This window comes from Calothrix sp. CBUCES-K 9914, assembly GCF_059640475.1.
This window is the reverse complement of record NZ_JBXXZH010000076.1, coordinates 1-22,311: the sequence shown is the minus strand read 5'-3', so window position 1 is coordinate 22,311 and position 22,311 is coordinate 1. Positions and strand designations below refer to the sequence as shown.

Below are 22,311 nucleotides of genomic sequence, written 5' to 3'. Positions count from 1 at the left end.
ATTTATAGCTGTAACTAATTATGAGTGAAAAGGACAACCAGTTTCTAACTTTTCACTCTCATTAGATTTCTGACCTGATGTTAACTTTTCTAAAAATGCGTTTGTATCAAAATAGTGTTCGACAGATTCTATTTTTAAATCATCGGAAACGCGCGCAACACTCATCCCAACAACTTCAATTGTTTCCCCAGTTGGTTCAAAATCTTTAAAGCGTCCTGTGAAACTTCCCCAGTGGCGCCATTTGAAGGTGACGTTTGGAGGTCCAGAATATACTTCAACAATTTCCCATACAAAACCTGTAGGAAAAGCGTTATGGAAAAGATGTGCGCTTGATTCAAAATCTTCAACTTTTGGATTATAATGTTCTGTCTCTGTGATAAAAAGATTATAAGTTCCTTGATCAACGATATCTGAAGCGGTGTAAGCTTGACCACCATTGGTACTCATACGGAATTTGTCTGCTACAACCGAAACCCATTGTTGAGGATTCGTTTTAAAGCTCGCTTCCATTTCAAACGCGCGTACTAAATTTTGAACAATAGCTTCTAAAGAACCGTTTTTGTGATTATGCTTCCTTTCTTTGTTAAGAAAAATATTGGTGCGCGTGTAATCTGGTGCGCTACCATAACGCCACTCATCATTTTGGCTTTCTGCAATAACCGTGTCTCTATCCTGTATCCAAAGCGGTTGAGATGCTTGAGTCATAGGTACTGTAGTGCGTCTAGTACTAAAAATTGCACATTAAAAGTTATAGTAACCTATTTAAACTTTTACTCAGATTTATTTATTTAAATGTTTACGCTAGTAAAAATTAGAATATTTTATATTTGAATGAAATTTAGCTAGAAACTGGGTTCACGTTTAAACCCAGTAATAGTAATTTTGTTTTAAGTTTCCACAGCAAAGTTTTCAGAATCAATATCCCAATTAACCCAGCGAATAGCTTCCCGTGCCAATACTGCTCGGTTAAGGAAGAATGAAGGGTAAAATAAAGAGAATATAGTTCTCGTGTCACAAACGAGAACATACAGAAGTTTACATAAACCCGCAAAAATTTATGCCTAGACAAATATATTATCAAGGAACGCACTATATATATTATTAAAAAAATTCGCTCCAATCCTCGCTCACCATTTATCGTCTATACTGTTCACAATTACGATGTACAAGTAGCAGTAGTTTCAAAGACTTTAAAAGTCAACTGCTGCTTAACAGTTCCATTGCCTCGATGTAATCGCTTTTTGCTTTTAAATTTAGACCTAGTTTTTTTCACAACTCTTGGATTACTCCTTTGTTGTGCGGGTGGTATTTCTAAGTCTAAAATTTCCCAAATTAACCAACTATAATATACATTTATAACTCCAGCTTCTAAATCAATTTGTTGGAACAGTGTCACCGCGCGTTTAATAACACGCAAGCTTCCAGTAAAACTTAAGCGTAACGGAGAGATACCAGCTACTTCAGCGCATTGAAACATTAGACAACGTATACAATAATGTCCTAATAACCAGCCATAAATTTCTTGAACTACTTCACGAGGATTTTTAGAACGTATAGGAATTTTACGACCATTAAGATGAACTTTTAACTCATCCAAAGTATTTTCTGCTTCCCACCGTTGGTGGTATTCGTGCGCTAAAAGTAATGCTGGAAAAGTAGCAAAATCCATCAAATCAGTAATTAAACGATAAACTTTTTCTACGCCATTCTCCTCAACTATATATTCAATTACACGAACTGGCAGGCGAGTTGCACCCTTCTTTCTAGATTTTCCATCCGGAGCAATCCAACTTAGGTAGGAACCGTCAGAAAAAGTTTTAACAACTTCAAATTTTACATGAGCTGGCACACGACCTAAAACATGACATCCTTGTTTAATTGTTGCACTAAACATCTTAAATGAATGTAATCCTCTGTCCCACATTAACAACATACCCTTGGAGACACTACGTAATAGTTTTAAAGCACCCCTTCTTTCACCAATTCGGTAAGGACAACAAAATGCATCTATTATTAAACGTGTACCTGCTTCTACCAAAAAAACTAATCTTGCTTTTGGGAAGGCTGGATATGTACCAGGTCTAGAACCAGGATAGCCAAAAACTCTTGCGTTCGTTTCTGTATCAGGAATATCAAAAACTGACCCATCAACAGCCATTATTCTTAATCCACATAAAAAGGCACCTGGTGTTTGAGGAGAAGCGCTCCGGTTTAGCTACCATTTCAAATAAACGAGTCATTACGGGGGCGCCAACTCGTTGTCTAGCTTCACTGATTGACGAAGATGTTGGTATTTTAAAACGTTTTAGAAGTACAATTTGTAAGGAATTTAAACCATGAACAAGATTTTTAAGTACATCAACAATTGAATTATCAGACCAAAAACTCATGGCAATTATTAGAGAAATTACTACGTGTGTAGGAAGTATCCTTTGACGCTGACGCTCACTAACCGTAGTTGTAATTGCTTGCATTATCACCTTGGTAGGGATTACCTGGTTAAGAGCCAGGAGCAATTGCGCTCGATTTAAGGCTTGATTGTTGAATTCAAAGTTAATTAGAGTCATTAGCACCCAGAATTAAGGTTTAATTTTGTTGTAAGATAATATAAATTAAACCACTAATCGTTCTCGTTAAAAGCACGAGAACAATAATCCTCTTAATTTAGCAGTCCATGCCTACGAAAACTGATGATGTTATTGCCAGGGCGGAACTCTTGCAACAAGCAATAGCAACTTTACAACTACAAATTCAGCAAATTCAATCTACCGGAGAAGTGGCGCCCGAAGGTTGTTGTGTCCTGCGCTACCAGGCACGAGGACAGAAAAAAACTTACTGGTACTATAAGTTGCACGCGACTACACCCGTCTTCCCTACCCAAACTCCTGATAAATTGAGTAAGTATAAGCATTTGGGGAAAGCTGGAAGCCCCGATCATATTGATGCTGTCATGCAAGTTACACGAAGAATGCAAATTGACACCTTAAAAAATACAATTCATTCTCTTAGACAAAACTGGATAGATTTGTACGAAAGCCAGAAAGAGAAAAAATAACCCAATTATACTCGTTCTCGTTTTTAAAACGCGAACAAATTAGTACTCTTTTACTCTCTATTTCCCTTAACCGAGCAGTATTGCTTCCCGTGCGGATGTTATTGTTGGTGGAACACGGGTAGCATGAATATACGCAGTACTTGGACAAGTCATTTTTAAAAGATGAATGGGTTCAACATCGATATTTTGGTCGATGCGAAGTAGTGTATACTCACGCCATGAATCTAACTCAACGGCGCCTAATTCCTGAACTATGCGAGTATAGCCAATTCCTTGAATCAAAACTCGTCTTAGTTCTGCATTTTCTTCAGTTAACAACCAATTTGCTTGCCACTGATGCGGATGAACGGAAATAAAAATTTCTTGTGGAACGGCTGTCCCCAACCGTCTATTATATAAACATTACTTTGATAAACGGCACTGTGCTTATTTTATAAATAAAGCAGAAAATATTATCCATGTGATGGCAAGCATTAATATATTTAATAAAAATGTCACTATAGCTTTTAATTGTTTGTTTTTGCTAACCCAACCAGTAAATAATAGGAAAACTAATAGAGAAAGTGAGTATAACTGCATTACGCAAAGGGGAAAAACAAATAAGCCAATTATTGCTGCATTAAAAGCATCGTCCAAAAGTTTATCGTTTTTACTATTAGAACTGGAATGGCGCCTAGATGTTGTATCTTGAGTATTTTCGTTTAAAGAAGGCGCCTCATTCTCAGGAACTTGTAAATTGTCTTGTAAATTGACAGCAGTCAAAATATCAATAGCATTATCTACATCAGCCTGCATGACCTTTAGTTTAATCCATCCCAAAGCAATGGTTAAATGCCAAGCCATATTAGCTGTATTATCGTCCATCAAAAACGCAGGAATTCCTTCAGCTTCAAGTAGTTGCTGTGCAAGCGAAGCCTCAACGGAGTTAGCAAAAGTTGCGATTGTTACAAGTTTATTGTTCATCTGTTACGTAATCCGTTGCAAACTGTCCTTGCCCAACCTACATAGTCTATTAGATAGTGCCAGGTAGTTCTGCATGTCATCTTGTGCGGCATTCAAAAATCTAGTTTTCTCCGACAGCCTAACTTAATACATAAACATTAGTTTGATAAGCTATATACACCAAGCCATCTTTATTACAAAACCGTTGATATAAATCTTGCAAACCAGAAATAAGTCGTTCATGACCTTCCCCTTCGCGCGGAACATAAGAAGTACTCATCGCGCGTCCAATTAACCCATCCAAATCTAACTCTTGACGATATGGAATAGGTTCGTGTTCGTAATAATTGCTGAAATATTGAGTTTGCCGCAATGGTTCTACTGACTTCAACCGTGACTCACTTGGATGGTTGTTAGATAGCGCGCGGACAAAATGACCATATTCTTCAGTAAAAGCATCATTTTTATCACGATTATTCCATACAACAGCCAAACGTCCGCCCGGTTTTAAAATACGGCGAAATTCTAGTAAAGTTGGTTCAGGGTTAAACCAATGAAAAGCTTGAAATGCTGTTACTAAATCAACCGATGCATCTGGTAAATTAGTCGCTTCGGCACCCCCATCACGATATTCGACATTCTCGTGTGTTTGTGCAGCTTCCCCCATTGCTGCATTTGGTTCAACTGCAATTACTTTAACTCCACGTTCTGCCAACAATCGCGACCCAATTCCTGTACCCGCACCAATATCCGCTGCTAAAATTTGAGAAGCAGGTGCCAGTCCAAGAAGAACAAAATCAATTGCCTGCGCTGGATAACTGGGACGATGCTTTACATAATAATCCGCGCGTTCTGTAAATCGTTCACGTGGATTTAAAGTATACAACGGTGTAGCTGCACTTGAATTATCTTGCATGAGTTTAAATGGTGGTGCCGTGCTTATTTTAAACTGAAGGCGCCGAAATTCGTGAACAATTCCTGTAAAGTATGATGTTTAAGCGATACAAAGGTCTTGATTACTAACATCAATCTGACTACATTGGTATTCTAAATCTCGTAGAAGACGGCTATGTGGTTGAATTAACTCTCCTGAACGCACAACCCAAACAGGCGCCAGTTTTTGTTTAGCTACCAATTGTTTGCCCATCGAGTCAAAAAGCAACCAACAACCCTTTACTAAATTTAATACGCTGATATCCGCACGCGAGCCAATCTTCAATGTGCCAATCTCAGATTCTGCTTTCAAAATGCGTGCTGGGTTAATCGTGACAGAAGCAATCGCACTTACTAAATCCAACCCTAAAGCCATCAATTTTGATATAGCACCACACAAACTATAGTTCAAATGAGAATCATCGTGAAGAGTAAAGAAGTTACCGTGGACATCACTACTTATCGTGTAAGGTAGGACTCCTTGTTCTATCATTAGCCTTGCGATGTCAAAGCTAAATTTCAATCCGTGTCCTAAATCTAATAAGACTCCACGCTCGATAGCTTGAAGCAGCCAATCCGGAACTTTAGTACCCCTTCCCATCACTCCATCTGGTTGGCAACTGTAGCAATGACCTAATATATCACCTGCTTTCATGTAGGACACCACTTTTTTTACTACCTGTTCTGGTGATGGTCGTGAGGCTTCAACTACAGGGAATAATTCTCCTGTGTGGACATACAATGGCAAACCAGTCCTTAAACCTATTTCACGGGATAATTCCATTACATCCATGCCCCATCGAGATATAGAGCCTGAATCAGCAAAAACCTTAAAGCCACGTATAATTTCAGGATATTCTTCAGCTAAATGCACAATTGCATCTACATTGATATTTTTAGGACTATCAAAACAAGAACCTGTAAGTTCTAGTGCTTTATTGGCGCCTACGTTAACTAAAAGAAAGCAGCGTACATCTGTTTTAACTTTGTCTACAATATTAGACTTAAAGCCTGGAAAGTTAAAATAACTGCTGCTACCCTGATCTACAACTGTGGTAGAACCTGAATTAATACCCGCATCATCAGCAGGCAAACCAAAATTAGTTGCCCATTCGTAAACATGAGTGTGTAAATCTATTAAGCCAGGACAGACTATATAATCGGATGCTATAACAGTTTGCTTGGCTTTGTAGTTCGTTAATTGCTTGGCAACTGCGACAATTTTACCGTTAGATACTGCAACATCAAAATATCCGTTAAGCGATTGACTAGGGTCAATTACCCAACCATCTTTGATAACTAAGTCGTAATAAGTTAAGTTCGTATCCATATATGTTCACCGAACGTGCGTTAACAGTAAGCTCATAACTGTTAACTGAATATTTGAATTGATGATTTTCTATATTTAGAAAGCAACAAAATATAGGAAAGCTGAAAGTAAGTCGCTTCCAAATCAGATATGGAGTAAGTTTTATGAAATGCTAGAAACTCTATATTTTTTATTATAGCTTTAAGTAAAAATAATGCCAAAATATATTACTTTGGATAGATTTACTTAAGGTAAATATTGGAATTCACTCCGCAGTATTTTTTCAGCATCTCTAACTGTTTTCACACGTCGGGATGTCAGCGCTTCGCTTTCTTTAGCTAAAATTTTGAATCCTTTTCCCCCACGTTGATAGACAATAGCTACAGGAAAAGGTTTAGCTCCAGTTCGACCGATACCTGTGATATAGTCTGCTAGAACTAAAACACCATCTTCATTCGGGTCAGAAAAACCTAGCTGTAGAAAAGACACAGCTTTGAGTTCAAATAATCTCCAACCAGTGGGTGTTAAATCTTCTGATTGTGGGAAGGTGTAAACGATACGATTATTTTTGACTAAATATATCCCTAATGTATTTTCGTTATTAATAGCAGGGACAAAGAAACAAGAACTACATTCTGGCAAACTAACTCGGAAACTTTGATTAATAATTGGGGTTAGCTTAGGTAGTGCCGCACGAATTTGACGAACATCCCCAGCAGAAAGACGTTGTGGACGTACTTGTTTTGTTTGTGCTTGAACTATATTATCTTTAGAGGAAGCAATACTTGGACTGTATGAGCCTAACAATAAAGATGTACTAGCAACTAATGTTAAGTTGATTACACGCATACACTTTGGAATATTGATTGTCATTTTTTTATCAGCGTTTAGTATATGATGATAAGCTTACCCACTGTTATAGCCTATTTTTACTTTCCGTACTTAGAATCAATATTCAACGGTAACAATGCTAACAAATATAGATTCAGGTGGTTTACTTAGAATCTGGTTTTCGATGAGCGGAAAATTACTACGACGTTTATCCAGATAATTACTAACGATACTAGTATCAAGTAAATACACTTATGTTACTCATCTTCTAAACTACTATCTAATATTTTATTAATCTCTTCTTTATCTGCTTCCCTTAAGCGTTTTATTTCTTCAAGAGTTGCTTCCCAAAATTCGCCCTCAAATTTACCAGCGAGGCCTGCAAGCGGGTGTTCATTCTTCTGAGCTTTCTTCTTTTTCTGAGGTAGTTTATGAGTAGTCATATTTTTATGGCACCTATTTAACATTAATTACTATTATATAGCAGTCCTAGATGATTTATAAAAAATTGTAAAATGTAGAGACGCGATATATCGCGTCTCTACACATACGGATTTTACAAATGATTTAGGAATGCTATATATAATGTAGCAAAGTAAGTCAAGAATACATTACCATCCTCAGACATAGTTTCCCTGCTGTCTAATCTTATTCCAATCAATCACAGCAACCCAAATGCTTTCTTCTGTTGAGTATTCAATAACTCCATCTGCTTCTAAATCTTCGCTATATAAAACCAAATTTTGACTTTCTTTAAGCAAAACTTTGTAACGAGCCAAATCTTCAATAGTCCCAGTGCAATTAAGGCGTAATCTGCCGTTCGTATCAGCGTTGTGAAAATCAGCAAAAACTTTTGGTTGATTCATGCTCATACCTCCTTTATCCATTTATTATATACTTGAGTAAGCAGAGTGACAGTTGAAAAAGTTAAGTATGAAAAATCTTAAAGAAATTCAACTCGCTATAAGTCAGCTTTCAGAAGAAGAGCTTGTAAGTTTCCGTACATGGTATGCTTCCTTTGATGCGACTATTTGGGATAAGCAATTTGAGGCAGATGTCGTTGCGGGTAAATTAGATATATTCGCGAAAGAAGCATTGCAGCATTTGAGAGAAGGGCGTTGTACTGACTTGTGATATCTTTAAGGTATTGTAAAAATATTTTATTAAAAATTAAAATGACTGCAATAAATCAAGCTATTGACAGAATTGCTATGTATTATGCAAGTTTTGAAACTCCAACAATGTTGGACGAAGCTGCTTGCCTTTGGGTACTTAGTAATAGCTGTACATCAAAAGTATGGAAGAAAAGCAGGTGACATTTATTGGTAAAATAATTTATCAGCTACAATTTAAAGTCGGTGCGTGGCGCCACAAGTTTTATTACTACGCTCAAGTTTTTGGTGGCGCCACACACCCTACGTTCAATTTTAAATTAATTTTTCTAGGCTTACTTGTAAATATGAAGTTAAATCAGCTACTGCAAGTCTGGCGCCACTACGACTTTCTTTATATTGTGGATATCTATCGGAAACAGATATTGGTGTACCAATAGTAATGAAAGCTTCTTGTTTGCCTAAGTTTGGGCGCCGAGAGGTATTTCCTTCAGTGATTCGCGTTACCATTTCCCATAAAATTAAAAGGGTTTCAGCAAATCGTTCGGCAGTAGGTTTTTCTTGTACATAATGACCTGTAACTGCAACGAAGCTTTCAACTACGCGCATGTGCCACATTCGCATATTAGCTTCTTCGGCAGCACGATTACCTAAACCTTTTTCTACAACAGATACTGCTTTACTATCTTTAAAGTCTTCTCTAAAAATGCAGTTCCAACCAGCTTGTTCGACTCTTCGGCATCTATCGTTTAAACTACCTTTTGGTTGTAACTTAAAAAAGTCTTCTGCTACTTGTAATATTACATCTAATAATGCACGTAACCGCGCGGCTATAGCTTCATTTTTATCGTTGGGTAGTTCGGCACCACCATTGGTTGGTAATTTACAGTGATAAAACTTAGTATAGAAGGTTTCCATTATTGACAGTAAATGCTCTGCCAAACGTAGCAGACGAGAGTATAAAGAGTGCTGAGTGCTGAGTTCTGAGTGCTGAGTAGAAGAAGTTAACTCCTCACTCTTCAACCCGCTTTTTGCTTCGAGTTCGGTGAGTAAATCATTAATGGCATCCCACGGTTCGGTTACATAACTATATTTAATTCCAACTGGTAATATTACAACTTTTTCGGTGCGTCCAGCTTTCTGTAAATCTTCGGCACACCAAAACGCCATTTGCGAAATACCTGGTTCAAGTGGACTAACTATCTCCGAAAGACCATTTGTAGCACCTTCCGGCGCTGCTGCCATTGGAAACTGACCATTTACAAATAAATCACGCGCGCTTTTTAGTCCCGTCCAGTCTGCTTTACCACGTTGGATAGGTGTTCCCCCTAAATGCTGTAATATCCAACCCATGTGGGCGCCTGCCCAAAGTGGAATGCCTCGGTCATAGATACAATGAGCGTGAATAGGCGCCGTGAAATTAATGCCTTTATGACGCGCTACTTCTGGTACGATTCGAGAAAACAAGTACCCTAATGCGATTGGGTCATCGGTTTTGGGGTGGCGAAATGCTAACATAAAACGGATTTTACCCGCTTGAAACTGGCGGTACAAGTCTACTAATGTTTCAACATTTTCTGCTTCGACCTTGGTGAGTGAGGTTTGCGCGCGCATCCACAGTGGTAGCAGCAAATGAGTCAGACGCAGAAAGTATGGGTTGTACTTGGGAGCGATAAATTCGAGAGGTGGTTGTGCTTGGTACATAACAGAGGGAAATCTAAAATTTAAAATATTGCTTTAAACTTAACCGAGAAAGAAGTCAACTATAGCTAAAAGGGGACAACGATGCGACTGTCACAAATGTTATTCGTCACGCTTAGAGATGACCCAGCGGATGCTGAGATTCCTAGTCATAAATTGTTACTTCGCGCAGGTTATATTCGTCGCATCGGTGCTGGTCTTTATGCGTACATGCCTTTAATGTGGCGAGTATTGCAAAAAGTATCCCAAATAGTGCGCGAAGAAATGAATGCTACTGGCGCCCAAGAATGTCTTTTACCACAATTGCAGCCTGCGGAATTATGGAAAGAGTCCGGACGTTGGGATACATATACTAAAGCTGAGGGTATCATGTTTGCCCTTACCGATAGACGCGATAGTCAGGTAGCTTTGGGTCCTACGCACGAGGAAGTTATTACGTATGTAGCGCGCGATATGATTCGTTCGTACCGTCAGTTACCTCAGCACCTCTATCAAATACAAACCAAGTTCCGTGATGAAATTCGCCCTCGCTTTGGGTTAATGCGGGGACGCGAGTTTATTATGAAAGATGGGTACTCGTTCCACGCGGACGAGGAAAGTTTGAAAAAAACCTATCAAGATATGTACCAAGCGTACAGTAATATGCTGCGTCGTTCCGGTTTAGCATTTCGTCCTGTAGAAGCAGACTCAGGCGCCATTGGTGGAAGTGGTTCAACCGAATTTATGGTACTTGCCGAAGCAGGAGAGGACGAAGTACTTTACACTGAAGATGGGCAATATGCTGCGAACGTGGAAAAAGCAGTTTCATTACCTGCTGATGCAGAACCTTCACCTTTTACAAGTTACGAAAAGCTCGAAACACCAGGAACCGAGACAATAGAAAAAATGTGTACGTTCCTCAAGTGTTCCCCTACCAACGTCGTCAAAAACGTTTTATATCAAGCCACTTACGACAACGGCATGACGGTACTGGTATTAGTAAACATTCGTGGCGACCAAGAAGTTAACGAAGTCAAGTTACAAAATGAATTAACCAAGGTAGCTTCCCAATATGGCGCCAGTGCATTATTAAAGCTAGTTGTTCCTGATGCCGATGCACAATCAAAATGGGCTGCAAAAGCTTTACCATTGGGTTACATTGCACCTGATTTAACAGACGACCATATTAAATCAGCCAAAGATATTGCGCCAAAGTTTTTACGCTTCGTCGATAAAACCGCTGTTGACTTAAAAAACTTTGCCACAGGCGCCGATACTGCTGGATATCACGTTGTTGGCACCAATTGGAATCAGCAAATTAAATTACCAGACATCACCGTAGATGTGCGTAAAGCTAGACCCGGAGACAGGGCAGTACATAACCCACAGCAAATAATTCAAAGCGCGCGGGGTATCGAAGTAGGTCATATATTCCAACTAGGAACTAAGTACTCCCAAGCTATGGGCGCCACATATACCAACGAACAAGGAGAAGAAAAACCCCTTATTATGGGATGTTACGGTGTGGGAGTTTCCCGACTGGCACAATCAGCAGTCGAACAATCTTACGATAAAGACGGGATAATTTTCCCCGTAGCAATAGCACCATATCACGCCATTATTTGCATACCCAACATTAGCGATGCCAAACAAGTTGAAGCAGCAGAACAACTCTACACAGAACTTAATAAAGCAGGTGTAGAAACATTGCTCGATGATAGAAACGAGCGCGCGGGTGTTAAATTCAAAGATGCCGATTTAATAGGTATACCTTTTAGAATAGTCACAGGTAAAGCCTTAGCCAACGGCAAAGTTGAATTAGTACAGCGCAAAACTAAAGAGTCACAAGAAATTCCAGTTGAAGATGTTGTATCAACCTTAAAACAATGGGTTGAAGAAGCAATCAAATAACCTCTTGTGGAACAGGCATCCCTGCCTGTTTCATTTATCAATTTATTGTGGGACGGGCAAGGATGCCCATCCCACAAGATTTGCTGTTCAATTTTGAATTATTGACTTAAGAAAAAATGGTCAGTCTTTGAACAGTAATATTATTAGGCTACGGTAGCACAAAGTCTGTTACTTGGAGTTGACTGGTTGGAATGTTTTGAAGCTCTGCTAACGGATTACCTTGATAGCTGATATTAGTATTTTGTCCATTCTGTGTGAGAGCCAGTTCGTCATAGTTGACTATTCTAAAGGAAGACGTGTTACCTGTGGCAATCGTGACAGTGGGCAACTGTAATTTATCTATTCCAATTTGAAAGTCCTGAATTAAGCTTTGCCCTGGCGCCACTTGATTAGAAGGTGATAAATTGAGCGAAGGCAGCACAAAAGTATCAATACCACTACCACCAATGAGAGTGTTATTGCCTACAGCGCTAAGAGTATCGTTGCCAAGACCTCCAGTTAGAATATTGCCATCTCCCACTGCACTAAAAGTACCGTTGCCTGACCCCCCGTTTAAGATATTGTTATCACCTACCACACTCAAACTAGCGTCTCCTCCTTGTGCATTTAAAGTGTTTCCATTTCCAATGACGCTGATGATTTTTCCGCTCACGGTAGTATTGTCTGCTATTTTTGATATCGTGCTGATGGAGTCGGAGGTATTGATATTCAAACTTGGAAAAGAACTTCCACCTGACAAGCTTGTTTCTTGTAATAGGCTTGGGTTTGTCCCTGAGAAGCTGAATAATCTTGATGAGAGCGAATTCAGTAAATCGGTATTTAGAGATACGTTTGCTCTGGTATTGCCATTACCAGAATTGTAAGCGGTTAATTCCATATTGATCCCCTATTACTTCTTTAATACAAAGTGAGTGTTTCGCCCGTGCAGAGCGTAGGGTAGCTAAATTTTGAATTCATTGCTCTCGTACAGAATAAGAGTGCGAGCGGCGCCTAAATAATCGTGAATTCGGGCGCCAGATGTTAGCCTAATTCTCAACACTACCTATGGTATCGATATTTGTAGTAGGCGCCAACTTGTGCAATTTTTACAAAAATCATCTGTCTGTGGGATTAACTACAGCACCTAATATAAAAGTATTAGATGTTTTATTTAAAAGGGGAAGTATGTTCACAAAAAACCCTGATTAGATTATTTTAAATAAATACACCAATAGAAATCTGCTAATAAAGTATTTAAGATATTTTGCGGTCATTATAATATAATGTTGGGTTGCGCTGTCGCGTAAGCCAACCTACAATAGTTACAAGAATTACAATGATTTTTGAGGTGGGTTTTTTATGAAAGATTTCAAAGAAGTGTTAAAAAGTTGTTCTGATAAAGACCTAGAAGAACGCAAAACTTGGTATTCTCCTGCTGCTGAGGCTTACAATAAAGCAAGACCCCGCTATCCTCAACAGCTAATTCAGCGTGCGGTAGAGTTGGCACAACTCCGAGACGATGCAAATATTTTGGAAGTAGGATGTGGACCTGGTATTGCTACCGTTGCTTTTGCTAAGTTAGGTTATTCGATGCTTTGTGTTGAACCTAACCCAGATTTTTGTTCTTTGACACGGCAAAATTGTCAACAATATCCTAATGTAGAGGTTATCAATACTTCTTTTGAAGAATATCAACCCGAAGCTAATAAATTTGATGCTGTTTTAGCTGCGACATCGTTTCATTGGATACCTGCCGAAGTTGGATACCCAAAAGCAGCTTCTTGTTTGAAAGACGATGGCTATTTGATTTTACTCTGGAATATGAGGTTAGAACCTAGTTACAAAATCTACCAGAAGTTTATCAAGATATATGAACAATACGCTCCCTCATTGCTGGAAAAATATGAAGGTGAATATGAGGGTAAAGAGAAACAGGAAGAGCATTTAAAAAGTTTTGGAGAAATTGTTCTCGAATCTGGTAAATTTCAAGATTTAGTTACTGAATATATTCCTTGTGAATTGACCTATAGTATTGATGATTATTTTGCGCTGTTAAATTCTTACTCTCCTTACTTGATGCTGGACTCACATGTGAAAGAAGCTTTGTTTGCTGCTTTACGTAAAAAAATACAGGATGAAAGTTTAGAGGGCGCCAGTATTAAGCTTTCGTTTTTATCAGGTTTTAATATTGCTCGAAAAATATAGCTAATTTGATCAAATCAGCAACACTGATATGTAATTAAATCTGTGTAAAATCACTTAAATAAATACGATATAGATAAATCTTTTTTCATCTCACGAACATACAAAGTGTTCTGGGTGCCTTTAAAGATTTGGTTCTTGGTGGGAATTGTTCACGAATGGTAGTTTAGAATTAACAAATAAAGGTAGTTGCACCCGAAAGATATATCTGCAATCAAGTTATGTACTCTAATAATAGTGCAGAGTACAACCGATTGATTAATATCTTACGTAGTGACCAGGAACCAAACGGCGCCCACGGGGTGTTCTTTCCCAGTGTGCTGGAACCCATCTCTGGCGAATGACTCTACGGGTAACAACAGGTCTACTAACAATAACTCTATTGTGATCAGGTCTGATAATAACTTGTGCAGCATCAGCTGGGGTTTGAATAGACGCAATAGAGAGTGGTAGAGCTAATAATGCTCCTGCTGCAAAAATACGTTTCATCATTTTTAAATCTCCTGTAGTTTCTTTTCGTTGAGTTATATACAGCCTTACTCAAGGATTTATAATTTATACTTTTTTGGCTGACAAAAGGAAAATGCTTCCCCTTTCAACATACTTTTCTCAAAAGTCAAACTTTGTGAAAAGTATTTGTAGCCAAAATTATGTATAAGTTGTTTTTTCTCTTCAGTAGTATCGCTGAACAACTCTTATATTTAGTTTAGAAAACTCAGTAGAAATATGTGTGTGAGGAAAGTAATTATCCTTAAATAACCTAAGTCATACATTTATTGGTGACTGAAGTCACTGCTATGATGTCCGGGGAGTATACCTATAGGTAGATGAATAAGTAGGGCTTCTGTCACGAATCATTATGCAGCCATTGCAATTGTTAATATCAACCACCCACTTTAACAGCAAAAACCCCGGTTTTAATTACCGAGGTACTAGAGAGATGTCCATATTTAGATAGGAGATACCCAAATTAAATTTTTACAGGCTTACTGAAAATGCAATTAAAACCAAAGTAGTGACTCCTAATGTAGCAAACGCAGCTTGAATCGTATATCGACGTTGCTCCCAAATTGCAGGGTATTCAGCATAGTACATCTTAGGTTCGGTTGCGTAGTTTTGCGCTACGTTCAAACCCTTGTAGAGACGCGATATATCGCGTCTCTACATTTGAATTCATACGTGGATTCAGCAACGCCAAAATTCCTATATATGGTTGTTTCAACCTTTAGTCAGGGGAAAAATTGGTGAGTTCTGGTTAACTAATGTAGCGGGTGATACCAGTAAATGAACAGCAACCATGAAGTTATTCGTAGAATAAATATTAAGACTTGATAAGGGTGTAATTTCATGGCGCCTGTTTCTGGAATGTCAACTTATTAACCTGTAGACATGATTATAACCAACCAAGAGAAACTGAAGTAAACAATTATCGTGTTCACTACGCCCGTCTTGAGGTTGAATCAAACAATTATCTTGAAATCAATAGGAAAACTATGAAGATTAACGTACTCGGTTTAATCGCATTAATTGGTGCATCTAGTCTTGTTGGCATCAATAACAAAGCTTCGGCAGCAGTTAGTAATTATCAATTAAGCTGTAATAATATTGCGGTTCATGGAAATAGTTTATCAGCGAACTGCCGGAGAATCAACGGTACTTATAATCGAACTTCTATTTTATTGCGAGGAATTGAGAATATAAACGGCGTTTTGAAAGTAACTTCTGAAAATCGAATTAGTAACTATCAATTAAGTTGCAACAATATCCACATTGCTAATGGTAATGTACTTGAGGCAATATGTAAGAGAAGAGATAGTTCACCTAATCGTACTGCCACTGTTTTAAATGGTATAGAAAATATTAATGGTGTTCTACGTTATACAAGTAATCCTTAAACTTTATAATTGTAAACTATAAAACACTCTTTGCTTTCTTTAAAAAATGATTTAAATTCGTAGAGACGTTATATATAGCGTCTCTATTGTTATTGCTATCGTTTAAATTAAGTAGAACGACTTGAAAAAACCAAACTATGTAAAGATAAGTAAATGTAGATAAATTGCGCCTTTCCTTACAACTTGTAACTGATATGTACGCAAGGCATTAGGCTATATAAATAAAAAGCCCAGCCTCTTTATTAGAGATTGGGCGCCATCTGCATGTCCTGCATCAACCAATTGCAATAAATAAGGGAGCAGGGGTTATTCCACTGGAAGTTCCTCTGAAGAAGCGTGAAGCTACAAATTAGCAATTGCAGTATTTAAAGCTTCGAGATGTTCATCTGTTTTACTCAGCTTGCTTTTTGATTTAGTTGTTTGAGAAGCGAAGGTCAAATAGTCTTTTAATGCTTGCTGTTGTAAGGCTTGGAGTTCTGGTGAAGTTAGAGGTTTACGCAACTCGTTGGGAATAGCGTCATTAAACAGATTGTTAGTTGTATTTGGCATTCCAGTAACTTCGTACTCTGTCCACTCTGGTTGATGAATATTCCAACCAGCTTCTTTAAGAAGTACATCAATTAAATAGCGACGAGTTTCTTCTTCGTTGTAGTTATGGGAATCTGGGACTGAAGAGCTTTGTTGCTTGAGAACTGCAATTTTTGCTTTCAGTTCCGCAATTTCCGTTTCGGTCTTTTTCTCCCGTTCCTCTTTTATTTGACGTATTTGGTCAGCAAGCAAAGGTTTTGCTTGTAGCTTTTGTAGCTGCTGTTGGGATAAGTCGGTTTCTCCCGGTTTCTTTGCTTTGGCGATTAGGGTTTTATCAAAGGTTACATTTGGATGATTTTTAGCATTGGAAGAATAGGAGCGCGATAGCCAATATAGGAAATGGAATAATTCTTGGACAAGATGTAGAGCATCATTACTATTTACGGGGGAGCATCGTGAACCGCGATGTTACCCATTTGATGAATCGCGCGTATCTTGGGAAACAAGCCTGGTTTAAGATTATCCTTAAACGTTTGTTCGTGTATTAAGGCGCCAAGGTTTTTGTCATAGGGTAGTTGTAGGTAGGCATCATTAGCATACAACCATTGCACCGCTTGCTCTAGGGTGAAGCGAGAATAAAAGCAACTTGCGCGCGGTGCGGTATAAACTAAACTTTCCGCAAGGGATGCGTGTTCTAGGAGTTTTGGGAAATTGGCGCCGAGGAAGTCGAAGTTTGATGCCATTGCGCGCTACAACATTGTATTTATTATGTTATAGCCTAGTAAGTAGTTCCTCGTACAGTGAGAATAATTACCTTTTTTCGAGTATTTTTAGTATTGCGAGTGTTTCGATTTGACGATACATTTATAAAGTACGACCCATCAGCGCACTGTGGCGCAAGAGTGAATGTGTATGGCTACCCCAGGACCCATTGAACCTTATACCCCTACCTCCGAGGCAATCAAACTTGCAAATCAAGCCCTAGAAACTATCTCGGAGTTTGTTGCGAATCCTCCTGATACCATCACCCTTGCAATCCTTGACCCTGCAATGCAAGATACAAGCATCACTATCCCAAGCGGCATGTTTAAATTGATGGTGAATGTACTGCAATCTGTAAGCCGTGGTGAGCCTGTTACTATCCTACCTTTGGGCGTTGAACTTACCACCCAAGAAGCAGCTGATATGTTAAGGGTCTCACGTCCCTATCTAGTCAAATTATTGGATGATGGTACAATTCCTTCACGAAAAGTTGGGATTTATCGCCGCGTGTTGCTCCAAGACCTGCTTGATTATCAAAAAACTGAAAAACAACGACAATCTGCCGTTATGGAAGAACTGACCAAAGAAGCGCAAGATATGGGGCTTTACGATTAACAATGACCTATCCTACCGCTCTTTTAGATGCGTGTGTACTCTAATTTCTTCTCCGACCCAAGCTAACCATAAGGGCTTTGCAACTCTTAGATTACCTTTCTGATCAAGGCGTTCAACTTTTATTAAGGACATTGGACGTGCAGCAGTTTTACGGAAATGTAAATTTTCCCAGAAGCGAATTTTTACCAATCCTAACTTTGGGTCATTTAATGTAAGCTCCGTCGTTGCTTGCTGCCATGAATCAGGTTGATTAAGTTTAAATTTGTTACCATGCTTTCTTGGGCGCCCCTTACCAGAGTATTCTGGGGGTGCTGTCCATAAACAAAGATTTGAACGCAAACGTACAAGAATATCTGCTGGAATGTCAGCTGTTTTCAAAATAAAAGGGGCACAACCATATTCGCTATCCCACACAGAAATCGGTCTTATGGGTAATTTTCTACACACTTGTTTTAATTGCCAAGTCGCCTTATCAATTGGGTTTTCGTAGCTAGTTATTCGCTCATGCCGCTTTTGTTTATGCCCAACTACCTGACACTTCTGGCACCCAAGCGATGGTGCTATATCCCTCGCCAAAACCAACTGGTTTGTTTCCAGCAAACCCAGGACTTGTATGCTCAATTGTTCTGTCTTGAAGCGTTACTGCGTCTGGGCGAGGCCACAAAGTATGGTCTCCAGCCAACAAAGGGCGATTTTCCGTAATCGGTATCTGTTTGATATATAGCTGCATCAATTTTTGTCGCTGAGGTCTACAGTCCTGTAGCGCCTCGTAAATACTCGGCCACTTGCGCCGAAACAATGGCGATAGGGATAAATCAGCTAAACTGTAAGCGTTGCGTGTGGTTAATATTGCGTCTGTTAGTTCAAATGTCGCAGCATGAGCTTTGCCCAAAAGCTTGTAAGCAGCTTGACGGAATTCTCGAAGTTTGTCAGATTTCATAATGGCAGTGTGAGAAAAGGTGGTACTTATCTCAGCATCTGTCAAAAGGGGGTCTGTGTTCAATCAGACCCCCTATTTTTTCCTTTGGGTTGCATCATTTAGTCTAAAGTCCAGCACTTAAGAAAGCAGCGTTATGGTAAGGGTTTGGAGTCATGGCGGTACATATGGATAAAAGAAGCTATTATCCACAAAGATAAATATGAGCCATCACAGCAGTACAGAATATATGAGGTAAGTCAATAAAATACGGCGCCGTTCTTTAAAAGATTGGCGCCGAGTGTTTTTTATTTGGAAGAAACTACAGTAACCCTTTAATTGCTATATCCACACAACCAGCAGACAAGTAAGCTTGTTGAATTACCCCAATATATTTACCAATTAATTCTTGTAAATCTGAGTCGGCGCGCTTCGCAGTTTGTATTAAGAGTTGCTTTAAAGCAGATCTCCCAAGAGGGTAAAGAAATTGTTCCAGGTGTAAAATCATCAATACTACTCGGATACACAATTACTTACAAGGAGGAAAAAGGAGATTTATCAATAGATAAACCGAGCCAAACTTACCTACGATATGAGACAGGGAAGATACAAATAAGTTACCGTCCTGAAGGTATTTTCAAAGCTAAACATGAGGATATAACTTTCAACAAATTGCTAACCAAATACCTGGCTAACTTTGATTACATCGAATGTAGATTATTAACCAAAGAATGTTTATCAAGCTTACAAGAAATGGTCGAGATTTATGGTAAAGAATGTATGGTGCCTATTGAGACTTGGACAGGGGGTAAAAAAGAGGATACTAAGATAGAAAACACACTTGCTAAATCATTTATTTCCTACAAAGCAAATGTACAAATTATCAAGCTAGGGAAACACCTTCAAGTACGAGACTTAGAAGGTAATTTAATAATGAAAGCTTACGGGGACAAAATTGAAAAACCCATGACGCGCGCGCAGTTAGAAGACTGGACGACAAGATATACCCGCTTTACAGCAGATAAGGCAGCATAAACGCGCAGAGTCTAAAATACTTAAAGGCGCCACTCGCACTTCGCTTAAATTTTCTTTGGAAATTTAAGCGAAGTGCGAGTGGGGTTTTCTGTATATTTTTAGACTTTAAACAACTTCTTTGAAGCGTAAAGCTACAAATTAGCAATTGCAGTATTTAAAGCTTCGAGATGTTCATCTGTTTTACTCAGCTTGCTTTTTGATTTAGTTGTTTGAGAAGCGAAGGTCAAATAGTCTTTTAATGCTTGCTGTTGTACGGCTTGCAGTTCTGGCGAAGTTAAAGGTTTACGCAACTCATTAGGAATAGCATCATTAAATAGATTGTTAACAAGTTGCTTGTACAATTGCGGTTGACTGTTGCTGACGTTATCTAATTCCTGCTGCCCTCTAACTGTACTATAGTTGTAAAGTTCTGCTTCCATACCTTTGGTTTCAATATCTATCGTGCCAGGGCGCCAGAAGTTATAAGCTCCTAGTTTGGCTTTATCTGTGCGATATCCAATCACATGATTTGGGGTATTGCCTAAAACTAGCAGTTCGCTTACCAACTCTAATAGTAGTTCATCTGTAGTGTGAAGAATATAGGGGCGCCCTGATGCATAGGGTTGACGCAGAATTTGGGCGATATCCAAGCGTGTATTTAAATGCTTAAATGCTGATTGTCGGCGCCATTGATTATCTCCACTAGCCAAGGTAAGTAACAGTGGCACAATATCTACACTAGAACACAGTTGTGTCCGTTCTGTTCCTGGGGTGGAAACCCACTGTTTAGTTGGGTCTTTAATATAAAGAGGAACATTTATTGATTCTTCATAAACAGCAGCACCTTTACCGCGCAACCCGTGAGAACCGCCATACTCGCCGTGGTCTGAGGTAAACACAATGATGGTATTTTCGGCATAGGGGGAGTTTTCTAAAATATCAAGTGCTTTGCCAATTTGAGTGTCCACAAATTGTTGGAACAGTAGGTATGAATCCAACATTTTTAGCCAGGGTTCCCCGAAGTTTGGTGGTACAAAGCCAGCTCCTATGTTTGTTGCTCGGCGGAATGCTTCTTGCAACCGGGGCTTTTTCCTTAATTCGATGGGGTTCTCAAAGTTCGGAATTTTATCTTTGAAAATACTTGGCGGGTTGTTTTCTTCTGGTATCTGCTTTGTGCCACGGGGATACCAAGAAATGTCATGAGGATTTATTAAACTGATGGTTGTACACCAAGGAGTATTTTTAGCATCGTTGGAATTGAGCCACTGGGCAAACTGTTCGGTAGCTTCAATACCTTGAGGAGGTGTACCACCGTTGACAATGTAGGAGTCAACAGCTAAACCTTCGCCAGGATTACCATTGGGGGAAGGATAAGTTCCTCCACTAAATCCATAGGGTTCAAGGGAGTTTGTGGTGGATAAATGCCATTTACCGAACCACCATGTACTGTAACCAAAGTTGTCTCGCAACAGTTTTCCCCAGGTCGGAAAACCAGGGTTAAGGCTCGGCGCCGGCGCCTTAATTAGTATGCTATTTTTACCATCACCATCGTTCAAATGTGTATCCATCACATAGGTTTGATGGGAGTATAAACCAGTCACCAATGTGCCGCGAGCCGCAGTGCAGGCAGTTGCTGCTGTATAGTACCGCGTAAAGCTAACAGAACTTTTTCGTAATTTAGCCATTGCAGGTAGGAAACTATCGAGAGTCCCTTGTGCTGGAAACCATTTTGGAGTGCGTAGTTGGTCTACAACAATTACAAGGATATTAGGCTTTTTATACGCAGATGTTTGTGTAATTGCTGATGCATTAGATTTAACCAGAAGTTGAGACCCAAGCAGTGCGGCGCCTGTCAAACCGGTTGCTGATAGAAATGTACGTCTTTTCATAATATTGATTTAATTGTACGAAATATAAGAAGTCCGACTAGTTCTGTATAAAACTCAATAAATGCTAATTTAGTAGGGTGGGACGGCGCCCACCTTACTATTTGAATAAGCTTTTTGGGCTAAGATTAAAGCACAGAGTGAAATTAACTGGCTCTTCTGGCACTTGCAGCTTGTTCATGTAAAACTTGCCAGGTTTGTGGTCCAACAATTCCATCTACAGTCAACTTGTTATTGCTTTGAAAATGTTTAACCGCAGTTTCTGTTTTTGAGCCAAAGTCACCATCAACTGTTAATGGTCCATATTTTAGAAGATTCAGGTCTTGTTGCAAATGCTTAACATCATCTCCTTGGGCACCAAGTTTTAATGTGCGGTCAAGATTATCTACTGGCATAACTTTCTCCTTTTTTGTTTTTGTTTGATGATTTCAGTATCGGAGAATATTAAAGGGAAATCATTGATAATTGCGGACAAAGACAATTGTGATTTTTGACCATTGCCCATTACACTTTTCGGCAATGGGTTAAAAATGGGTATCGTTCCAAATTCGACAAGACGGCGCTTTTGCTGGAATTTGGGGTAAAAGTAGCGAAGCTGTCACCAGCCGCCACGCCAAGCTTGAAAGCTTTGTTCAGTAAAGGTTTCGTGAAAAAAAATTGAGATTGCCTCTATTATAGACTGGAGTTTAGACTAAATAATCTAAAACCCTTGTGTAGCAAGCATTCTAGACTTTGGAATTA

General features: G+C 39.1%; 25 protein-coding genes and 2 pseudogenes. 8 read left to right on the top strand and 19 right to left on the bottom strand.

Going from position 1 to position 22,311, the window contains the following annotated elements; genetic code table 11:
• Positions 1 to 18: 18 nt before the first annotated feature.
• Both AC2JBO_RS18335 and AC2JBO_RS18330 read right to left on the bottom strand, forming a co-directional pair.
• Positions 19 to 705, bottom strand: a complete 687-nt coding sequence (locus AC2JBO_RS18335; protein ID WP_496955085.1) for a SnoaL-like polyketide cyclase — start codon at positions 703 to 705, stop codon at positions 19 to 21.
• Between the two features lie 451 nt (positions 706 to 1,156).
• Positions 1,157 to 2,474: pseudogene (locus tag AC2JBO_RS18330) on the bottom strand (IS4 family transposase).
• A gap of 200 nt (positions 2,475 to 2,674) precedes the next feature.
• Here AC2JBO_RS18330 and AC2JBO_RS18325 point away from each other — a divergent pair.
• Positions 2,675 to 3,055: a hypothetical protein gene (locus AC2JBO_RS18325; protein WP_496955084.1), complete on the top strand. Its 381-nt coding sequence runs from the start codon at positions 2,675 to 2,677 to the stop codon at positions 3,053 to 3,055.
• Positions 3,056 to 3,121: 66 nt separating this feature from the next.
• On the opposite strand, the pseudogene AC2JBO_RS18320 reads toward AC2JBO_RS18325, so the two are convergent.
• The 7 genes and pseudogenes from AC2JBO_RS18320 to AC2JBO_RS18290 form a co-directional block, all read right to left on the bottom strand.
• Positions 3,122 to 3,400: pseudogene (locus AC2JBO_RS18320) on the bottom strand (DUF6745 domain-containing protein); the annotation flags it as partial.
• Between the two features lie 81 nt (positions 3,401 to 3,481).
• Positions 3,482 to 4,018: a putative signal transducing protein gene (locus tag AC2JBO_RS18315; protein ID WP_496955083.1), complete on the bottom strand. Its 537-nt coding sequence runs from the start codon at positions 4,016 to 4,018 to the stop codon at positions 3,482 to 3,484.
• Between the two features lie 118 nt (positions 4,019 to 4,136).
• On the bottom strand, positions 4,137 to 4,913 hold the full coding sequence (locus AC2JBO_RS18310) for a class I SAM-dependent methyltransferase (protein WP_496955082.1): 777 nt from the start codon (positions 4,911 to 4,913) through the stop codon (positions 4,137 to 4,139).
• Between the two features lie 78 nt (positions 4,914 to 4,991).
• Complete coding sequence (locus AC2JBO_RS18305; RefSeq protein ID WP_496955081.1) at positions 4,992 to 6,260, bottom strand: amidohydrolase family protein; 1,269 nt, start codon at positions 6,258 to 6,260, stop codon at positions 4,992 to 4,994.
• A gap of 225 nt (positions 6,261 to 6,485) precedes the next feature.
• Entirely contained in the window at positions 6,486 to 7,112 is a 627-nt protein-coding gene (locus AC2JBO_RS18300; RefSeq protein WP_496955080.1) for a hypothetical protein, read from the bottom strand.
• A gap of 215 nt (positions 7,113 to 7,327) precedes the next feature.
• Complete coding sequence (locus AC2JBO_RS18295) at positions 7,328 to 7,513, bottom strand: hypothetical protein (RefSeq protein ID WP_496955079.1); 186 nt, start codon at positions 7,511 to 7,513, stop codon at positions 7,328 to 7,330.
• Positions 7,514 to 7,690: 177 nt separating this feature from the next.
• The gene (locus tag AC2JBO_RS18290; protein WP_496955078.1) at positions 7,691 to 7,936 is read right to left on the bottom strand and encodes a hypothetical protein; all 246 of its coding nucleotides are present in this window, start codon (positions 7,934 to 7,936) and stop codon (positions 7,691 to 7,693) included.
• A gap of 67 nt (positions 7,937 to 8,003) precedes the next feature.
• Here AC2JBO_RS18290 and AC2JBO_RS18285 point away from each other — a divergent pair, with 67 nt between their 5' ends.
• Both AC2JBO_RS18285 and AC2JBO_RS18280 read left to right on the top strand, forming a co-directional pair.
• Positions 8,004 to 8,204, top strand: coding sequence for a hypothetical protein (locus AC2JBO_RS18285; RefSeq protein WP_496955077.1), 201 nt, complete (start codon positions 8,004 to 8,006; stop codon positions 8,202 to 8,204).
• Between the two features lie 41 nt (positions 8,205 to 8,245).
• Positions 8,246 to 8,386 (top strand): hypothetical protein, encoded by a 141-nt coding sequence (locus AC2JBO_RS18280; protein WP_496955076.1) that lies wholly within the window; start codon positions 8,246 to 8,248, stop codon positions 8,384 to 8,386.
• Between the two features lie 111 nt (positions 8,387 to 8,497).
• Here the strand turns inward: AC2JBO_RS18280 and AC2JBO_RS18275 are convergent, their stop codons facing one another.
• Positions 8,498 to 9,886, bottom strand: a complete 1,389-nt coding sequence (locus tag AC2JBO_RS18275) for a 1-acyl-sn-glycerol-3-phosphate acyltransferase (RefSeq protein WP_496955075.1) — start codon at positions 9,884 to 9,886, stop codon at positions 8,498 to 8,500.
• 81 nt (positions 9,887 to 9,967) lie between these two features.
• On the opposite strand from AC2JBO_RS18275, the gene proS reads away from it, so the two are divergent.
• Entirely contained in the window at positions 9,968 to 11,773 is a 1,806-nt protein-coding gene (gene proS / locus AC2JBO_RS18270; protein WP_496955074.1) for a proline--tRNA ligase, read from the top strand.
• 148 nt (positions 11,774 to 11,921) lie between these two features.
• On the opposite strand, the gene AC2JBO_RS18265 is transcribed toward proS, so the two are convergent.
• Positions 11,922 to 12,650, bottom strand: a complete 729-nt coding sequence (locus AC2JBO_RS18265) for a hypothetical protein (protein ID WP_496955073.1) — start codon at positions 12,648 to 12,650, stop codon at positions 11,922 to 11,924.
• Between the two features lie 461 nt (positions 12,651 to 13,111).
• Between AC2JBO_RS18265 and AC2JBO_RS18260 the strand changes: the two genes are divergently transcribed.
• The gene (locus tag AC2JBO_RS18260) at positions 13,112 to 13,957 is read left to right on the top strand and encodes a class I SAM-dependent methyltransferase (protein ID WP_496955072.1); all 846 of its coding nucleotides are present in this window, start codon (positions 13,112 to 13,114) and stop codon (positions 13,955 to 13,957) included.
• 255 nt (positions 13,958 to 14,212) lie between these two features.
• Here the strand turns inward: AC2JBO_RS18260 and AC2JBO_RS18255 are convergent, their stop codons facing one another.
• Together AC2JBO_RS18255 and psb34 are read right to left on the bottom strand one after the other, a co-directional pair.
• Entirely contained in the window at positions 14,213 to 14,446 is a 234-nt protein-coding gene (locus tag AC2JBO_RS18255; protein ID WP_496955071.1) for a hypothetical protein, read from the bottom strand.
• Between the two features lie 486 nt (positions 14,447 to 14,932).
• A complete protein-coding gene (psb34, locus tag AC2JBO_RS18250) occupies positions 14,933 to 15,106 on the bottom strand; it encodes a photosystem II assembly protein Psb34 (protein ID WP_496955097.1) in 174 nt (57 codons plus the stop codon).
• A 341-nt stretch (positions 15,107 to 15,447) separates the two neighbouring features.
• Between psb34 and AC2JBO_RS18245 the strand changes: the two genes are divergently transcribed.
• Positions 15,448 to 15,849: a mannose-binding lectin gene (locus AC2JBO_RS18245; protein ID WP_496955070.1), complete on the top strand. Its 402-nt coding sequence runs from the start codon at positions 15,448 to 15,450 to the stop codon at positions 15,847 to 15,849.
• 342 nt (positions 15,850 to 16,191) lie between these two features.
• On the opposite strand, the gene AC2JBO_RS18240 is transcribed toward AC2JBO_RS18245, so the two are convergent.
• Positions 16,192 to 16,629, bottom strand: coding sequence for a hypothetical protein (locus tag AC2JBO_RS18240; protein WP_496955069.1), 438 nt, complete (start codon positions 16,627 to 16,629; stop codon positions 16,192 to 16,194).
• Between the two features lie 188 nt (positions 16,630 to 16,817).
• Complete coding sequence (locus tag AC2JBO_RS18235) at positions 16,818 to 17,120, bottom strand: DUF4145 domain-containing protein (RefSeq protein WP_496955068.1); 303 nt, start codon at positions 17,118 to 17,120, stop codon at positions 16,818 to 16,820.
• 169 nt (positions 17,121 to 17,289) lie between these two features.
• On the opposite strand from AC2JBO_RS18235, the gene AC2JBO_RS18230 reads away from it, so the two are divergent.
• Complete coding sequence (locus tag AC2JBO_RS18230) at positions 17,290 to 17,754, top strand: helix-turn-helix domain-containing protein (protein ID WP_496955067.1); 465 nt, start codon at positions 17,290 to 17,292, stop codon at positions 17,752 to 17,754.
• A 12-nt stretch (positions 17,755 to 17,766) separates the two neighbouring features.
• Here the strand turns inward: AC2JBO_RS18230 and AC2JBO_RS18225 are convergent, their stop codons facing one another.
• Together AC2JBO_RS18225 and AC2JBO_RS18220 are read right to left on the bottom strand one after the other, a co-directional pair.
• The gene (locus AC2JBO_RS18225) at positions 17,767 to 18,330 is read right to left on the bottom strand and encodes a transposase (RefSeq protein ID WP_496955066.1); all 564 of its coding nucleotides are present in this window, start codon (positions 18,328 to 18,330) and stop codon (positions 17,767 to 17,769) included.
• The gene (locus tag AC2JBO_RS18220) at positions 18,272 to 18,757 is read right to left on the bottom strand and encodes a hypothetical protein (RefSeq protein WP_496955065.1); all 486 of its coding nucleotides are present in this window, start codon (positions 18,755 to 18,757) and stop codon (positions 18,272 to 18,274) included. Before AC2JBO_RS18220 ends, AC2JBO_RS18225 begins: the two co-directional genes overlap by 59 nt.
• A 252-nt stretch (positions 18,758 to 19,009) precedes the next feature.
• On the opposite strand from AC2JBO_RS18220, the gene AC2JBO_RS18215 reads away from it, so the two are divergent.
• A complete protein-coding gene (locus tag AC2JBO_RS18215; protein WP_496955064.1) occupies positions 19,010 to 19,705 on the top strand; it encodes a hypothetical protein in 696 nt (231 codons plus the stop codon).
• Between the two features lie 131 nt (positions 19,706 to 19,836).
• On the opposite strand, the gene AC2JBO_RS18210 is transcribed toward AC2JBO_RS18215, so the two are convergent.
• A complete protein-coding gene (locus AC2JBO_RS18210; protein ID WP_496955063.1) occupies positions 19,837 to 21,573 on the bottom strand; it encodes a sulfatase-like hydrolase/transferase in 1,737 nt (578 codons plus the stop codon).
• 143 nt (positions 21,574 to 21,716) lie between these two features.
• Positions 21,717 to 21,965, bottom strand: a complete 249-nt coding sequence (locus AC2JBO_RS18205; protein ID WP_496955062.1) for a peptidoglycan-binding domain-containing protein — start codon at positions 21,963 to 21,965, stop codon at positions 21,717 to 21,719.
• Positions 21,966 to 22,311 lie beyond the last annotated feature (346 nt).